The 14,793-nt window shown below is 61.9% G+C and carries 15 protein-coding genes and 1 pseudogene; 7 read left to right on the top strand and 9 right to left on the bottom strand.

The features are described from left to right. Positions 1 to 154 precede the first annotated feature (154 nt). The 7 genes and pseudogenes from B7Y43_RS04875 to B7Y43_RS04845 all read right to left on the bottom strand — a co-directional run bounded on the left by B7Y43_RS04875 (position 155) and on the right by B7Y43_RS04845 (position 6,332). The gene (locus tag B7Y43_RS04875) at positions 155 to 1,666 is read right to left on the bottom strand and encodes a DUF1570 domain-containing protein (RefSeq protein WP_374130493.1); all 1,512 of its coding nucleotides are present in this window, start codon (positions 1,664 to 1,666) and stop codon (positions 155 to 157) included. A 163-nt stretch (positions 1,667 to 1,829) separates the two neighbouring features. Then, a complete protein-coding gene (locus B7Y43_RS04870; RefSeq protein ID WP_374130492.1) occupies positions 1,830 to 2,267 on the bottom strand; it encodes a DUF3429 domain-containing protein in 438 nt (145 codons plus the stop codon). A 4-nt stretch (positions 2,268 to 2,271) separates the two neighbouring features. Continuing rightward, positions 2,272 to 2,952: a class I SAM-dependent methyltransferase gene (locus tag B7Y43_RS04865; RefSeq protein ID WP_374130491.1), complete on the bottom strand. Its 681-nt coding sequence runs from the start codon at positions 2,950 to 2,952 to the stop codon at positions 2,272 to 2,274. A gap of 8 nt (positions 2,953 to 2,960) precedes the next feature. After that, positions 2,961 to 4,077: pseudogene (locus B7Y43_RS04860) on the bottom strand (DUF3419 family protein). Positions 4,078 to 4,342: 265 nt separating this feature from the next. Beyond that, positions 4,343 to 4,897, bottom strand: coding sequence for a fasciclin domain-containing protein (locus B7Y43_RS04855; RefSeq protein WP_374130490.1), 555 nt, complete (start codon positions 4,895 to 4,897; stop codon positions 4,343 to 4,345). A gap of 147 nt (positions 4,898 to 5,044) precedes the next feature. After that, a complete protein-coding gene (locus tag B7Y43_RS04850; protein ID WP_374130489.1) occupies positions 5,045 to 5,770 on the bottom strand; it encodes an anti-sigma factor domain-containing protein in 726 nt (241 codons plus the stop codon). Next, the gene (locus tag B7Y43_RS04845) at positions 5,760 to 6,332 is read right to left on the bottom strand and encodes a sigma-70 family RNA polymerase sigma factor (protein ID WP_374130488.1); all 573 of its coding nucleotides are present in this window, start codon (positions 6,330 to 6,332) and stop codon (positions 5,760 to 5,762) included. Before B7Y43_RS04845 ends, B7Y43_RS04850 begins: the two co-directional genes overlap by 11 nt. A gap of 177 nt (positions 6,333 to 6,509) precedes the next feature. Here B7Y43_RS04845 and rpiB point away from each other — a divergent pair, with 177 nt between their 5' ends. Genes rpiB through B7Y43_RS04820 form a run of 5 tightly spaced genes read left to right on the top strand, consistent with a single transcriptional unit; the run spans position 6,510 to position 9,647 of the window. After that, the gene (gene rpiB / locus B7Y43_RS04840; protein ID WP_374130487.1) at positions 6,510 to 6,962 is read left to right on the top strand and encodes an RpiB/LacA/LacB family sugar-phosphate isomerase; all 453 of its coding nucleotides are present in this window, start codon (positions 6,510 to 6,512) and stop codon (positions 6,960 to 6,962) included. Further along, positions 6,959 to 8,290 carry a serine hydroxymethyltransferase gene (gene glyA, locus B7Y43_RS04835; protein ID WP_374130486.1) on the top strand — a complete coding sequence of 444 codons (1,332 nt, stop codon included), beginning with the start codon at positions 6,959 to 6,961 and terminating at the stop codon, positions 8,288 to 8,290. Before rpiB ends, glyA begins: the two co-directional genes overlap by 4 nt. Before the next feature lie 2 nt (positions 8,291 to 8,292). Continuing rightward, on the top strand, positions 8,293 to 8,445 hold the full coding sequence (locus B7Y43_RS04830) for a hypothetical protein (protein ID WP_374130485.1): 153 nt from the start codon (positions 8,293 to 8,295) through the stop codon (positions 8,443 to 8,445). Next, positions 8,446 to 8,907, top strand: a complete 462-nt coding sequence (nrdR, locus tag B7Y43_RS04825) for a transcriptional regulator NrdR (protein ID WP_374130484.1) — start codon at positions 8,446 to 8,448, stop codon at positions 8,905 to 8,907. It begins immediately after the preceding gene. Next, positions 8,904 to 9,647: an RNA methyltransferase gene (locus B7Y43_RS04820; RefSeq protein WP_374130483.1), complete on the top strand. Its 744-nt coding sequence runs from the start codon at positions 8,904 to 8,906 to the stop codon at positions 9,645 to 9,647. Before nrdR ends, B7Y43_RS04820 begins: the two co-directional genes overlap by 4 nt. Positions 9,648 to 9,664: 17 nt before the next feature. Here the strand turns inward: B7Y43_RS04820 and B7Y43_RS04815 are convergent, their stop codons facing one another. Continuing rightward, a complete protein-coding gene (locus B7Y43_RS04815; protein WP_374130482.1) occupies positions 9,665 to 9,970 on the bottom strand; it encodes a chorismate mutase in 306 nt (101 codons plus the stop codon). Between the two features lie 237 nt (positions 9,971 to 10,207). On the opposite strand from B7Y43_RS04815, the gene rpsD reads away from it, so the two are divergent. Further along, on the top strand, positions 10,208 to 10,822 hold the full coding sequence (gene rpsD / locus B7Y43_RS04810) for a 30S ribosomal protein S4 (RefSeq protein WP_374130481.1): 615 nt from the start codon (positions 10,208 to 10,210) through the stop codon (positions 10,820 to 10,822). 188 nt (positions 10,823 to 11,010) lie between these two features. Here rpsD and B7Y43_RS04805 read toward each other — a convergent pair whose 3' ends face one another. Beyond that, positions 11,011 to 13,008 carry a S9 family peptidase gene (locus B7Y43_RS04805; RefSeq protein ID WP_374130480.1) on the bottom strand — a complete coding sequence of 666 codons (1,998 nt, stop codon included), beginning with the start codon at positions 13,006 to 13,008 and terminating at the stop codon, positions 11,011 to 11,013. Positions 13,009 to 13,144: 136 nt separating this feature from the next. On the opposite strand from B7Y43_RS04805, the gene B7Y43_RS04800 reads away from it, so the two are divergent. Further along, positions 13,145 to 14,788 (top strand): M28 family metallopeptidase, encoded by a 1,644-nt coding sequence (locus tag B7Y43_RS04800; RefSeq protein WP_374130479.1) that lies wholly within the window; start codon positions 13,145 to 13,147, stop codon positions 14,786 to 14,788. Positions 14,789 to 14,793 lie beyond the last annotated feature (5 nt).

Genomic DNA, 14,793 nt, shown 5'->3' with positions numbered 1-14,793 from the left:
GGCGCATCGGCAAACTGCTCGACCGCTTCCCTCCCGACGAATGTGCCAACTACATCAGGGGTGCCGGATATGCCTCAATCTAAATCAGAACGACTCTAGGCGACAATGCCGAGCAGGCGGGGGGCGAACAGGGCGACTTGGCAGCGCTGTAACGCTATTGCTTGGCTGGCGGGGTGTCTGCCTTTGGGGGCTTGGCGGCGGCAAGGACCGCTTCGACCGTAGCCCCTGAATCGAGCAGCTTCAGCATGGCTGATGCGCGGTTTTCCCGCCCGCCATGCGGATTCGAGGCGACCGGCGCCAGCGCCTGCCGGGCACCAATGCGATCGCCCTGCATGAGCAACTGAACCCCCACATTGAATCGCAGCCCGGTATCCTGCGGCACCAGGTCCATCGCCCGGACCAGCCCGTCGATAGCGCTGGCATTGGGCCTCTCGCCCGCGCGGGCATAGGATTCGTGATAGAGCACGAACGGCAGCGCGAAATTCGGATCGATGGCGTTGGCTTTCAAAAACCAGCGCCGCGCTTCGCGCCACACCGCTGGATCAGTCGATTTCGCCACCGCCGCCCGCCGCAACGCCACCCGCCCCTTGTAGATCAGGGCCATCATGTTCTTGGGGTCAGCCGCCAGCGCGCGATCGGCAGCAGCCAACGCGGCATCGTCATTACTGGCATCATATTCGATTTCGGCGAGCGCGCGCTGCACCCAGCTGTTGGTCGGATAGGCATTGGCAACGGGGCGCGCCTTGGCGGCGAGTAACGCTGCGGTCTTGGCATCGACCCCCACTGCCGACTGGATACGGAACGGCATCATCGCCGCCTGCCCAGCATCAAGCGGGCGAATCGTAACTTCTCCGATCGGCAATTTACCCGGCGGGATGGCCGCACCCATCAGGTAGCTGCGGCTGCGATAGGCGTTCAGTTCGCGGTCGAGCTTATCCAGATCGCCAAAAACCTTGCGGGCCGCGTCCAGGCTGGGGGTGCCACTGTTGACGAGCTTGATATAGTCACCGAGCTGACCGGGCCGGGTTTTGCCGAGCATCAGATAATGGGTCAGCAACCAGCCTCGCGCATATTTCTGCGCAACCTGTTCTTCGTCGAAAACCTGGGTGTCACTCGTCAACAATGTTTCGGCGGCGATCGGATTGCTGACCTGCAGCGAATAGGTGCGCGCATTATTGGGGAGGCCGATGGCGACCGTTCCGTCGGCCTTGATTGCCGTCGTCGAAAAAAACTCAGCCAGCCCTTCTGTCACCCAACTCGGATAATAATTGGTGCTGTTGCTCAGCGTTACATGATGCGCATATTCATGGAACAGGACGAGCCTGTTGTTGAACTCCTTGACTTCGGACGATGTGTTGCGCGGCGTAACGATGATCGATCCGGACGCTGACGGCCGGTAAAATCCAGCCACATTCTCTGATCGCGCGAGTGTCTCCACCACATCTTCGTTACTGACGACGAAGATGGTGACGCGATTGGCGCTATCGATCTCGTCTTGCGGGTTGGGGAACAAGAAACGCATGGCGCTGTCGAAACGCTCAAGGTCGCTGGCGAATGCAGTCAGCGCTTTTGGAGACATGTCAGCATAAATCACAAAGCGCTTGTGGCTCGCCTCAAGCCATTCCGCCTGCGCGCTTGCCGCTGGCAACGCAATCGCCGCGATCATTACCGCCCACCTACGCAAAACCCTGGTCATTATTGCCCCCGAATCAACAAACAAACGACGCTAAGGCAATTTGATTGTTGATGAAATGACTTATCTTGGCCGAAAGCACCTGCGCGCAGCGATCCATTGACGGCGATGGTTGTGATGGCCGGGGTCGATCGGCCTAGGCCAGACCGATCGCCAGCGTGATGCCGCCAAGGCCGATCGACAGCGGGATGCGCAAGCCAAGCCACCAGCCAGGCGCAATGCCGGTGCGCTGGAGCTGCCAATCGACCGCCAATGATCCGATCAGCGCTACGCCCAGCACGATCATGGACGGTCCCGGCCAGGGCTGCCCGGTCGCCCAGGGCCAGGCACTGCCCAGCGCGATCAGCGAGGGCAGCACAGCCGCATACCAGAGCCAGGCGGGCGGTTCGCTTGCTGCCGCTGCCAGACCCCACCACAGCCCGCCCAGAAAGCTGAGAATCAGCGCCGCATAGGCATAGGCCATCGACAGTGCGGTGAAGCGCCAATCGCTATTGTTTTCGAGCAAAACATAGCCAGCGATCAGTTGCGGTAACAGGCCTGCAATGCCGAGCAGGCGGGGCACGGTGGGCGGCACCGAGTCAGGCCGCCGAGGTCGATATCGGGGTCGATAATTGCCCAGCCCAGGCATAGCCACGATAGAGCGGCGTAAACTGATCGACCAGGCCCTGGGCGCCGCCGATCTGCTGCAACACCATCGGCAGCGCCTGGCGCGGCTCGACGTCGAAGCGCGCCAGCCAGGCGAACAGCAACCGCTTAAAGGCGCCGGGCAGTGCTTCTTGTTGGCCGAAATCGACGACATCCAGCCGCCCACCGGGGGCCAATTTGCTCGCCCCTTCCCGCAACGCGCCCTGCCAGTCGGGGATCATGGACAAGGTGTAGCTCTGGAAAATTCGGTCAAAGCGGCTGACGCCGAATAGCGCTTCAGCGTCAAACGCCGTGGCATCGCCCTGCGCGAGCGTGATCCGACCAGCAAGTCCTGCCGCCTGCACCTTGGCGCGCGCGGTTTCCAGCATCGCCTCTGAAATATCGATCCCGAAATAGCGTGCCTCGGGCCAGGCGCGGGCGGCGGCGATCAGATTGCGCCCGGTGCCGCAGCCAATTTCGAGCACCGTGCCGCCGCGCGGCGGGGCAAGCTCGCGGATCAGCCGATCGCGGCCGAGCAGATAATATTTGCGCGTGAGATCATAGAAGTGGCGCTGCGTCCGGTAGATCGCATCCATATGGCCGGCATGATTGCCGACGCCATTGCCCTTCCCCATGGCGGCGTTCAGGCCTTTTCCCCAAGCACATAAAGGTGCACGCCGCCATAGATGGAGGAGCGATCGCGCGCTGTATAATCAAGCGATTCCTTGGCCCAATAGGTCCAGCGCGACAGGATGGGCTCCGGCACGCGGCCCGGCAGGATCGTCTCAATGCCGGCGGTGCGGAACAGCACGCGCGCTGCGGGCTTGGCGGTGCGCGTGATTTCGGCCCAGAGGTTGGTCAGGATCTCGTCGGTCATCCAATCCTGCGCATCGAGCAGTACATAGCGATCGAGCGAGGCATCGGGCATTTCGCGCAAATATTCGACGAAATTGGCGTGGCGCACCTCGACCCGGTCGACCCGGCCGACGATATCGGCATAATTCGCTTCCTGCAGATAAGGCGGCAGCGACGCCGACGGGCTATCGCCATAGCCGCGGCCAAAGGCCTGCATCGCGAAATAATTGTCCTTCAGATCGAAATCGCAGGCCAGCTTTTCCAGACGCTCCCGCAGCACCACCGCCATTTTGTTGTCACCCGCCAGCGCTTCATATTGCGAGGGCGGGATGCCGAGGCCGAACAGCGAGGCAGGCTGATCGGTCAGCCATTTGATGAACCCCTTGTCGAACACCGGCGCAATGTCGCGATCGAAAATCTCGCGCTGTTCCTGCATCGAATTGGCGGCCAGCATCACCTTGGGATCGACACCGTTGAGCTTGGCAATGAAATGCGCCGCGCCGATGAAATTGCCCAGCAGCCCGCGCTTGTACACGCCCTTGGCAAAGCCGCCGATCCGCCGCCGGCCGATCATGTCGCGCCCTTCCCAATAGCGCCGGGTAGGCTCGTCGAGATGCGGGCGGACATAGCGTTTGTACGCGGCAATGTTTTCCTTGGAATTGGCGCGCGCGAAGAAACGGTGGAAGGCAGCGTAATTGGGCAGTTCGCGCGCGGCGATCAGCTTCAGCTTGTTGAGCGCGATATGCGCGGTGTTGAGATCGACGGCGGTGATCGCGCGTGGGTTGGCGGTCAGATAGCTCAGCACGTTGCAGCCGCCCGAGGCGGCGTTCGAGCAGGCCTTGCTTGCTGAGATGGTCGTGGCGGTGGACCGCACTGCGCACAGCTCGGTTTCGCGGGGCTTTCATCGTCGGTCTCCTGGGGCGGGTCGCGTCATGCCGATACCGCCGCAGCACCGTAAAAGCAAAGATGTTTGAATGAAGCGCCAGGCACGCGCCGGGTGGCCCGACCCAAAAATGGGGCCTGCCGCCGAGGGGCGACGGCAGGCCCTCAGCACGCTGTTCGGGAGCGGACAGCGTGTATCGCCCATCTCTTCGGGGGAAGGGCTCTTAAATAAACGCCGCTGCTGCGGCTTTGGATGCAGCAGCGGCGAATTTATTCTGATGCCGAAACTTATGGCAGCAAGACGCCGTCGATGACGTGGATCACGCCGTTCGACTGGTTCACATCAGCAATCGTGATGTGCGCGCTATGGCCCTTGGCATCGGTCACCATCCAGCCATGATCGCCCTTGCTGAAGGTCAGCGTGCCACCCTGAACGGTGGTATAGGTGGCCTTGCCCGCATGCGCAGCGGCGCTGGCGGCAATCGCTGCGGCGCTGATCTTGCCGGGGACGACATGATAGGTCAGCACGGCGGTGAGCGTTGCCTTGTTCTCTGGCTTCAGCAGCGTGTCGACGGTGCCGGCAGGCAGCTTGGCAAAGGCATCATTGGTTGGCGCGAACACCGTGAACGGGCCAGCGCTCATCAGCGTGTCAACCAGGCCAGCGGCCTTGACGGCGGCGACCAGCGTGGTGTGATCCTTGGAATTAACAGCGTTTTCGACGATGTTCTTGGTGGGGTACATGGCTGCACCGCCAACCATCGGGTTGGTTTCGCTGGCGATAACGGCGCCGCCGGCAAGCGCGATGGCAGCGGCAACAAGCGAAAGACGAATAGCTGACTTCATGATCGAATTCTCCTGCGAGCACCCTCTATGAGGTGCGGCAGCAACAACGAATCGGTGCCGGATTCGGATGCATGAATTTCTGATTCAGCAATCAAAAGTAACCAATGAACACGCCGAGCCAGGGCATCCCCACCCGAGTGCGGGCGATCAAATCAGGGTCAGATCGCCCTTGGCCACCACCGCCCCGGTTGGTTTGCCGCTCGGCGACCCACCGATTGGTTCGATCGTTACAGCGAGCGTTGCACCGGCGGTAAAGCGGGCGCGATCGGCGGCGGCGATTGCAACCCCCGTCGCCTGGCGATCATGCAGCACGCCGAGCGAGCGGGGCACCCCATCTGCTGCAATCACCCATAGTTCGGGGCTATGGCCTGCATCGACCAACGCAGCCGCGGCTACACGCAGTTGGCCAGTCGCCGGATCATAGATTGCCGGCACGGCTTTGCCATTGGCAACGGGCACAATCTGGGCGACCAGCACCATGCCAGCGATCTGCGCGATTTGCGTCGGCGGCGCGCCTGGCGCCGCGTTTGGCGGGCGCATCACCACCACCGCCAGCATGACCGCTGCTGCAAGACCGCTCGTCAATGCCAGCCCGCGCCACAGCCGCACCGGCGCTGAATCATTGGCGGCGGGCGCCAAGGCGCGTTCGATCCGGGAGAGCCCATTGGCGGGCGGCGCCATTTCAGGCGACCAATCGAACAGTATCGCGAAATGGGCGCGCCAGCGATCGACTTCGGCAGCAAAATCCGGATCAGCCAGCACCCGGCGCAACGCCTCTGCACGGGCGTCGCCCTCCAGCAAGCCAAGTGCCAGTTCGGCGGCGGTCACTGATGCATCGGGCGGGCCGGCATCGGGCGTGCGATCATCCGTCATCGCTGACACACTCCTTCAGCCGCTGCAGCCCGCGGCGCACCCAGCTTTTCATCGTGCCGAGCGGCACGCCCTGGCGATCGGCCAGCTCAGCATAGGTCGCGCCTTCGAAAAAGGCGGTGCGGATCGCGACGCGCTGACGATCTTCGAGCGCATCGAGGCAAAGATGCAGCCGCCGCCCTTCATCATTGACGATCATTGCTTCACTGGCCAGCGGGCGATCATCGGCGATGTCGGGGGCGTCGTCGATCGGGGTGGCGGGGCGGGTGCGTTGCGCACGTCGCCAATCGATCGCGCGGTTGCGTGCAATCGTTGCAAGCCAGCTAATCGGGCTTGCCCGGCCGGGTTCATACCCCCCGGCGCGTTTCCAAATCGTCAGATACACTTCTTGCAACACATCTTCAGCCGCCTGCCTTTCGCCACAGATACGTAGGCAGATGCCAAAAAGTTTTGCAGCCGTGAGGTTATAGAGTTCGGCCATAGCCGATCGGTCTTCTCCACCGGTGCGGACCAGCACGTCGGTGAGATGGGCCCGGGCGGCAGCAGGATCGGCAGGAGCAGACATGTTACCCTCCCGACTAGCCGTCCCGGCCGCTGCCGACAACGCCCGATTAGGGCATCGTTGCGGGACAGGTGTCTGTCCGCGGCTGGTCGCAGCCGCCGATCGGGTGTGGCCTTCTGCCGGGGCATTGATTAAAGCCCGGTCCGTATCTTGTCCCTTTCATGGAGCTTCGCGCCGGTTATGCGCATTGCCATCGCGTCCGATCATGCTGCCTACGCCTTGAAACAGGCGCTGATCCCCTGGCTTGCGGGGCAGGGGCATGATGTCAGCGATCTGGGCACGCATGGCCCCGAAAGCGTTGATTATCCTGATTTCGGCGCGGCACTGGCTGCAGCGATTGCTGATGGCAGCGCAGAACGCGGCATTGCGCTGTGCGGATCGGGGATCGGTATTTCAATCGCGGCCAATCGCAACCCGGCCTGTCGCTGTGCCCTGGTATCGGAACCCTTGTCAGCTGAACTGGCGCGCCGCCATAATGATGCCAATGCGATTGCGATCGGTGCCCGGCTGACCGGCGAAGACATGGCCCGCGCCTGCATCACTGCTTTTTTGACCACCGCATTTGAAGGGGGTCGCCATCAACATCGCGTCGACAAGCTTGGCGCAGCCCCCCTGGAAGGAATCCCAGCATGAGCACCAATCCCCAGAGCTATGGCTCGCGCACCCTGAGCGATGTCCAGCCCGATGGCTTTTTTACGCGCGGCCTGGCTGAAGCTGATCCGGCGATCTTTGCCGGCATTACGCAAGAGCTGACCCGCGAACAGACCCAGATCGAGCTGATCGCCAGCGAAAATATCGTGTCAAAAGCGGTGTTGCAGGCGCAAGGATCAGTCTTCACCAACAAATATGCCGAGGGCTATCCCGGCAAGCGTTATTATCAGGGCTGCCACCCGTCCGACCTAGTCGAGCAGCTGGCGATTGACCGCGCCAAGCAATTATTCGGTTGCGGCTATGCCAATGTGCAGCCGCATTCGGGCGCGCAGGCCAATGGCGCGGTGATGCTCGCGCTGGTCAAGCCTGGTGAGACGATCCTGGGGATGAGCCTGGATGCCGGTGGCCATCTGACGCACGGTGCCAAGGCCGCGATGTCAGGCAAATGGTTCAACGCGGTGCAATATGGCGTCGATCCGGTCACGCATCTTATCGATTTCGATCAGGTCCGCGCCCTGGCGCTGGAGCACCAGCCAAAGCTGATCATCGCCGGTGGATCGGCCTATCCGCGCCAGATCGATTTCGCCAAATTCCGCGCCATCGCTGATGAAGTGGGTGCCTATTTTCTGGTCGATATGGCGCATTTCTCTGGCCTGGTGGCCGCTGGACTGCACCCTTCGCCCTTTCCGCATGCCCATATCGCCACGACCACGACGCACAAAACGCTGCGCGGTCCGCGCGGCGGCATGATCTTGGCCAATGACGAAGCGCTCGGCAAAAAGCTCAATTCGGCGGTATTCCCCGGGCTTCAGGGCGGCCCGTTGATGCACGTTATCGCTGCCAAGGCAGTGGCGTTTGGCGAAGCGCTGCAGCCCGATTACAAAAGCTACATCGCCGCCGTCATCGAAAACGCCAAAGTGCTGGCCGCTACGCTGAAGGAGCGCGGCGCTGAAATCGTATCGGGTGGCACCGATACGCATCTGGCGCTGATCGATCTGACGCCGCTGGGCGTGACCGGCAAGGACGCGGACGAAGCGCTGGAACGCGCCGGCATCACTTGCAACAAGAACGGCATCCCCAATGATCCGCTGCCGCCGACCAAGACCAGCGGCATCCGCGTTGGTTCGCCTGCGGGCACGACACGCGGTTTTGGCCCGGCCGAATTCCGCGAGATTGGCCATATGATCGCCGATGTGCTCGACGGGCTTCGGCAACAGGGCGAGGGCGGCGATCCGGCCGCCGAAGCACAGGTGCGCGCGCGCGTGCTGGCGCTATGTGCCCGCTTCCCGATCTATCCCGAAGGAGTCTGAGCGTGACCGAGGACGAAAAGGCGTTGAGCAAGAAAATGGCGGTGTCGGCGCTGATCGGCGCGGTTATCGCTATTCCGGTGCCGTTTGTCGGCCCGATTGTCGGCGCGATTGCCGGGGCAGGCTTTACCTATTTTCGCGCAAAGAAGCGGGGCTGAATGCGCTGCCCTTTTTGCGGCCATGAAGACAGCCAGGTAAAGGATAGCCGATCGACCGAAGATGGTGCTGCCATTCGCCGGCGTCGCCAGTGCGAAGGCTGCGCGGCGCGCTTTACGACGTTCGAACGCATCCAGCTGCGCGATCTCTATGTGCTAAAAAGCGAGGACCGCCGCGAACCGTTCGAGCGTGAAAAGCTGATGCGATCAGTGTCGATTGCCTGCCGCAAGCGCCCGATCGACGCGGTGCGCATCGAAAAGCTGGTGACGAGCATCCAGCGCCAGCTCGAAACTTTGGGCGACAGCGACATCCCCTCCCAGCGGATCGGCGAACTGGTGATGGACGGGCTCAAAGAGCTCGATTCAGTCGCCTATATCCGCTTCGCCAGCGTCTATAAGGATTTCCGCGAGGCCCGCGATTTTGAAGAATTTGCAGGCAATGTGGCCGAGGTGGGCAAGGGGTGAGCTCTGTAGCAGTCCTCGCCCCACCCCCTGTTATCGTCCTGGTCCGCCCGCAGCTTGGCGAGAATATCGGCAAGGCGGCGCGGGCGATGCTCAATTTCGGGTTGACCGAGCTGCGGCTCGTCGCGCCGCGTGATGGCTGGCCCAATCCGTCGGCCGGGCCAGCGGCATCGGGTGCTGATATCGTGCTCGAACAGGCGACCGTGTTCGATAGCGTTGCCGCTGCTGTTGCCGATTGCGCGCAGGTCTATGCCACCACGGTGCGCAAGCGCGGTGTGACCAAGCCGGTCGTCACGCCTGAACAGGCGGCGCACGACATTCATGCCGCGCCCACCCGCGCGGCCATCCTGTTCGGGCCGGAACGCGCCGGGCTGGAGACGGACGATGTCGCGCTAGCCCGTACAATCATCACCGTCCCGATCAACCCCGCCTTCGGCTCGCTCAATCTTGCCCAAGCAGTGATTCTGGTCGCTTATGAATGGAGCAAAGGGGTGGCGCTGGCCAGCCCGCCCAGCGTCGATATGCCCGTGCCCGCGACGCAGGAAGAGCTGGAAGGGATGCTGCAGCAACTCGACACGATGCTGGAGGATGCCGGTTATTTTTTCCCGCCTGATCGGACGGTGACGACCAAGCGCACCCTGCGCACGCTGCTCACCAAGCCCGGCTGGTCAACGCAGGAAGTGCGGACGGTGCGCGGTATCCTGTCGACGCTTGATCGGCCGCGGCCAAGCCGGGGCGGTTGAACAGCGGATAACGGCGCTCAGCGTTTGTCGAACAAGTCCAGTTCATAGGCGATCGATGCTTCGACCAGATCGTCCCACAAAGCCGCAATCGCGGCTTCGGGCAGGCCGAGCTTCGCGGCCTCGGCGCGGGCATTGGCGATCACCAGCGCCTTGCGCGCTTCATCGCGGACCTTGTCGCGGGTCGGCTTGATCCGCGCGGCGGCGGCCATATAGGCAAAGCGCCGCGCCAACAGCGCGATCAGATCGCGATCGACCTGGTCGACGCCAGCGCGGACCTCGGCCATGGTCATGCAGTCGGGGCCGGCAAGGATGGTGTTGCTCATGCGCGGGGCTTTTGGCGAACCAGTGCCCGCCTGTCCAGCGTGACGCGCCCAGCTTGACGCGTCTAACTTGACTCAGGCTCCCAGCGCCGCTAACCGCCCGCCTTCGCAAATGGCCCCGCACCCCGGTGAAGCGGTGGCCCTGTTTCGGTCCTCAACAGATCAGCACAGAGCGATGACCGGGATATCGCGCGCCTGTTCGGGCACGCGGTCGTTGTTGGCAATTGCAAAGGAATAGATATGTCGAAGCGCCAAAGCGCCAAGTACAAGCTCGATCGCCGGATGGGCGAGAATATCTGGGGTCGTCCCAAGAGCCCGGTTAACAAGCGTGAATATGGCCCCGGCCAGCACGGCCAGCGTCGCAAGGGCAAAGTTTCCGACTTCGGCCTGCAGCTGCGCGCCAAGCAGAAGCTGAAGGGCTATTATGGCGACGTGACCGAAAAGCAGTTCCGCGCTTGCTATCACGAAGCCAGCCGCATGAAGGGCGATACCAGCCAGAACCTGATCGGCTTGCTCGAACAGCGCCTGGACATGATCGTTTATCGCGCCAAGTTTGCGCCGACGGTGTTTGCCGCGCGCCAGCTCGTTTCGCATGGCCACATCAAGGTCAATGGCGTGAAGTGCAACATCGCTTCGCGCCGGGTATTCCCGGGCGAAGAAATCACGCTGGGCAGCAAGGCGCAGGAAATGGCGCTGGTGATGGAAGCGCAGAGCCTGGCTGAGCGCGACATCCCCGAATATGTCGCCCCCGATGGCGCCGCCAAGGTTACCTTCACGCGCGTACCGACGCTGGATGAAGTGCCCTATCCGGTGAAGATGGAGCCGAATCTGGTGGTCGAATTCTACTCGCGCTGAAGCAAGGTCCAGCGTAGCTGGACCAAGCGAACACTCAGCGCGATGCGGCCGGCGTCGCACAAGCGACGACCGACGACGTGGCCCTTCGACTCCCTGCCAAGGCAGGCGCTCAGGACATGCTCTGCCACGGCGCTGCACCCGAGAAGCAAAAAGGCGGTCCCCACGGGCCGCCTTTTTTCGTGGCCGGGTTAATCCGGCAGCTTCATCGTCGCCCTTAGAAAGGCGTCGCTCCTGGCGAGCATGTCGGTCCGCGCACCCGCATCATCCAATTGGTGATCAAGGCCTTTAAACTCGACCAGTTCGATGGGCTTGCCCGCCGATTTCAGGCGCGATGCCATCAACCGGGATTCACCAATGCCGACATTCTGGTCGCCATCGCCGTGGAACATCAGCACCGGGACTTTGAAGACGGCAGCGTTCCGGGCGGGTGAGCCTTCGCTGACATGCGGCCCCCTGCCGATAAACTGGTCGCGCAGCGCATATTGCTTGAAGCCGCGGAGCTCCTCACGCCAGCTGTCCAGGTCGGTCACGGGGGCAATGGCGACGATTGCTTTGAACAAATTGGGATCCAGCACCGACGATTGCAGCGCGGCATAGCCGCCATAAGACCAGCCCACGATCGCCAGATGATCGGGCGTGGTAATGCCCTGCGTGATCAGCCAGCGTCCGGCATCGTTGACATCGCCAATCGCGATCCGCCAGGATTTAAAGCCATTTTCGACGAACCAATTGTCGCCATAGCCCGTCGATCCGCGATAATTGGGTTGCAGCACGGCATAGCCCCGCGCGGCATAAAATTGCGCGAGCCAGTCAAATCCCCATTCGTCGCGTGCGCCCGGCCCGCCATGCGGCATGACAATGGCGGGGATGTTCTTGCCGGTGCTGCCGGGCGGCAGCGTCAGATAAGCGGGGATTTGCGCGCCATCATTGGCCTGGATCGAGATGGTTTTGACGGTGGCGAGCTTGCGGTCGTCAAGGTCGGGCCGCACCGCCACCAAAGAATCGAGATGCCGGTTTTTCTTGTTAAACACCATATAGCGGCCCGGATCGACGTCGCTCCCAAGCCACATCAGCAACTTGCTTTCATCACTGTTGGCATCGACAAAGCTGACCAGCGGTAGCTCCGGTACGGCCTTTTGTAGCGCCTGTTGCAGTTTTTTGAGTTCCGGATCGAAAAACGCCGTTTGGCGTCGATCAGTGACGAAGGAAACACCGACAACCCGGTTTTTGCGCCCGATACGGATCAGTCCGCCAAGATCGACATCGGGCCGGGCAAAGACCAGTTCCTGTTTCCCCGATCCATCGAGCGCGACCTTGAAGAGCGCGCGTCGCCCATCAAGCGTGTCATAGCCATAAGCAACATTTTCGGTCGGATCGACGGCCCATGGATCAAAATTGCTCTCGCCATTGCGGCCACCATTGACCGTGCTCAGTGGCAACCATTGTTTGCTGGCGGGCGAACGATAGAGATATTTGACCTGATCCTTCACCATGCCGTCCGAATCCTCGGGGCGAAGGCCCATGATGCGAACATTGCCTAGCCCATCAGTGATATATTCCACCGCCAGCGCGTTAGCGCGTTCGATCACCGTGCGTTTCAGCGTCGTCGGATCGATCCGTTCGACCCCCAAGCCCGGGCGATTTGACCCGGTGCTAAAGGTTCCTGTGGAGGAAGTTTCGACAAATTGTCGCGTCATCAGCAACGCATTGCCTTCAGCATCGCCAAACCAGTCGATCACGCTGCCACCATTCTGCATGACCTCCAATGCATCAGGTCCTTCGCGCGCGGTGACGACCTTCATCTCTTTGCCATCGCGGTTGATCGCGATGGTTCGGGTAAAGCCGAGCGCATCGACACCTTTTCCTGCCACCGTATAGATGGAGCAGATCAGCCGGTCGTCATTGGCCCAGTCGCATCCCGTCAAGCGCTCGGGATCGCCATCTGAACTGAGGATCGATACGGGCCTTTGACTGCCATCGACCCAGCCTGTCGCGAGCACCACTGATTTGCCTTTGCCAGAGATTAACATCGCAAAATATTGGCCGTTGGGTGACAGGCTGATGCTGCGGACAAATTCGCGCGCGCCAAAAGCCTGCGCGGTCTGGACGGCGGTTGGTTGCTGCTGCGCGGCAACCGGTGCCCACCCCCATGCCGTCGCCGCGAAGACCAGCCAAACCCGTTTCATTACTCTTCCCCGGTTTTTCATATTGTTGCTCGATCAGCCTAATCATTCGCCGGGAGCTCGCAAGCGCCATCGTGGCGATTGCTTGCGCCCGCTCAAATCGGCTGCCAGAAGCGCTCGCATCCTACCGGGAGAGACGATGATGAGCCGCCTGCCTTTGCTGTTTGCCGTGCCATTGGCGCTGTCCATGCCGGCTGGTGTCTGCGCGAAGGACGCGCCGGCCATCTCGGTGGAAACACTTAAGACCATCGACAAGGAGCTGTCGTCCGACGCCTTTGAAGGCCGCGCGCCGACGACACCGGCCGAGGACAAAACGGTCGCCTATATCATCGCGCAGATGAAGGCGGCGGGGCTGCAGCCCGGCAATAAGGGCAGCTGGACGCAGGATGTACCGATGGTCGAATCAACCTTCGCCAACATCAGCCCCTTGGTGTTTGTCGGCGGCAGCGCACCAGTGAGCCTTGCGCCGAATACCGACATGGTCGTGCGCAGTTACCGCGTGCTGCCGCAGATTGCGGTCAAGGACAGCGAGGTTGTATTCGTCGGCTATGGCATCAACGCGCCCGAGCGCGGCTGGAACGATTATGCCGGGGTCGATGTGCGCGGCAAGACCGTGATCATTCTGGTCAATGATCCCGACTGGCAGACGCCGGCGCGCGAAGGACTCTTCGAAGGCCGCGCGATGACCTATTATGGTCGTTGGACCTATAAGTACGAAGAAGCGGCGCGGCAGGGTGCGGCGGCCGCGATCATCGTCCATGATACCGAACCGGCGGCTTATGGCTGGGGCGTGGTCGAATCGAGCAACACGCGGCCCTCGCTTGAGCTCGACGTGCCGGGCGATCATCTCGACCAGAGCGCGGCGATCGGCTGGATGCAACTCGATGCCGCCAAGCGCGTGTTCGCTAGTGCAGGCACGGACTTCGCAAGCCTGAGCGAGGCCGCAAAGGTCAAGGGCTTCAAGGCAGTCCCGCTTGGGCTGAAGGCATCCGTGTCGATGACTGCGACGATCAAGCGGCAGAAGTCTAAGAATGTGATCGGCGTGCTGCCGGGCAAGACCGCGCCAAAGGACTATGTCCTCTATACTGCGCATTGGGATCACCTCGGCCGCTGCACGCCAGTCAAGGGCGACACTATCTGCAATGGCGCAGTCGATAATGCGAGCGGCATCGCCGGGCTGATCGCGCTCGCTGAGGCCTATACCAAGGCTGGCCCTGCCGCGCGCTCGGTCGCGTTTCTGGCGGTGACGGCAGAGGAATCGGGGCTGCTCGGCTCGCAATATTATGCTGAGCATCCGGTCTATCCACTGGCGCAGACGGTTGGCGGGGTCAACATGGACAGCTTGAATGTCATTGGCCTCTCCAAGGATTTCGTGGTGACGGGCGCGGGCAAATCTGAACTCGAAGACCTGATCGTGCCGCTGGCGGCCGCGCAGGACCGCGTGATCAAGCCCGAACCAAGCCCCGAACGCGGCGGTTATTTCCGGTCGGATCATTTCAGCTTTGCCAAGCTGGGCGTGCCGATGCTCGATGCCGGATCAGGCCAGGATCTCGTCAAGGGCGGGACAGCGGCGGGGCGCGCTGCGGCGGAGGATTATGTCACCAATCGCTATCACAAGCCGCAAGACGAATATAATGCGGATTGGGACTGGTCGGGCGCGGTCGCTGATCTGACGCTTTATTACCGGCTCGGGCGGCAATTGGCGGACGGCAAAAGCTGGCCAAACTGGTATAAGACGGCGGAGTTTCGCAGCGTGCGCGACAAGTCGCGCGCGGGCCAATAGGAGCA

This window comes from Sphingomonas sp. 28-62-20 (assembly GCF_002281505.1).
This window is presented reverse-complemented; position numbering and strand designations above follow the sequence as displayed.